Origin of the sequence: Kitasatospora sp. NPDC048722, assembly GCF_040650235.1 — a bacterium.
Lineage (GTDB): Bacteria > Actinomycetota > Actinomycetes > Streptomycetales > Streptomycetaceae > Kitasatospora.
Genome location: NZ_JBEZGX010000193.1, coordinates 1 through 1,098 on the forward strand (window position 1 = coordinate 1; position 1,098 = coordinate 1,098).

General features: G+C 75.0%; 1 protein-coding gene. It reads right to left on the bottom strand.

Annotated elements, in window-relative coordinates; translation table 11 throughout:
• On the bottom strand, positions 1 to 1,098 hold a 1,098-nt coding region (locus AB0C76_RS41510; RefSeq protein WP_359976015.1), incomplete at both ends, for a polyketide synthase dehydratase domain-containing protein.

Sequence of the window (1,098 nt, forward strand, 5' to 3'; positions counted from 1 at the left end):
GGCGTGGAGTGCGGTGTCCTCGGGGGTGGTGTCGGTGTCGAGGTGGACGACCACCGGTTCCGGGGCGTCGGTACCACCCGAACCCTCACCGGACGGTCGTAGCTCCGTCCAGCCCACCTCGTAGAGCGGGTCCGTTCCGGTCGGCGGGGCGGCGGTGATCGCACCGGCCGGCAGCGGACGCAGGTCGAGGGCGTCGACGGCGGCGACGAGCCCGCCCGCGGGATCGGTCAGCACCAGCGACACCGTCTCGCCGGTCAGGGGCTCCAGCCGGACGCGCAGCGCGGTCGCGCCGGTGGCGTGCAGCCGGACCCCGCTCCAGGAGAACGGGAGCCGGACGCCGTCCAGGCCCTCGCGCACCGGCAGGAGGTGCAGCGCGGCGTCCAGGAGGGCCGGGTGCAGGGCGAACTCCTCCGTTCCGCCGACCGGTTCGTCGGGGACGCCGACCTCGGCGTACAGGGTGTCGGCGAGCTGCCAGGCGGCGCGCAGGTTGCGGAACGCGGGGCCGTAGCCGTAGCCGAGCCCGGCGAGCCGGTCGTACACCTCGTCCACGTCGGTCCGCACGGCCCCGGCGGGCGGCCAGGTCGTGTCCGGTACGGGAGTGTGGCCGCTCTCCGCGGAGAGGACGCCGGAGGCATGCCGGGTCCAGTCGGCGTCCTCGCCGAACCTGGCGTGCACCGCGAACGGGCGTCGGCCGTCGTCCGCCGGGGCACCAACGGAGAGCTGGAGCGACGCGGCGCCGGTGGCGGGCAGGGCGAGCGGGGCCTCCAGCGTGAGCTCGTCCACGACCGGGCTCTGCGCGTGCTCCCCGGCCCGCAGGGCCAGGTCGACGAAGAGGCTGCCCGGCACCAGGGGCACACCTTCGATGCCGTGGTCGGCGAGCCAGGGGTGGGTGTCGAGCGACAGCCGGCCGGTGAACAGCAGGCCGCCGTCCTCAGCGAGTTCGACCGGTGCGTCGAGCACCGCCGCACCCGTCGTCGCCGGATCCTCCAACCAGTAGCGGCGTCGCTGGAAGGGGTAGGTGGGGAGGTTGGGGTGGGTGTGGGTGGTGGTGGGTGGGGTGGGGGTGTGGCCGTGGGTGTGGGTGGTGGCGAGTGCGGT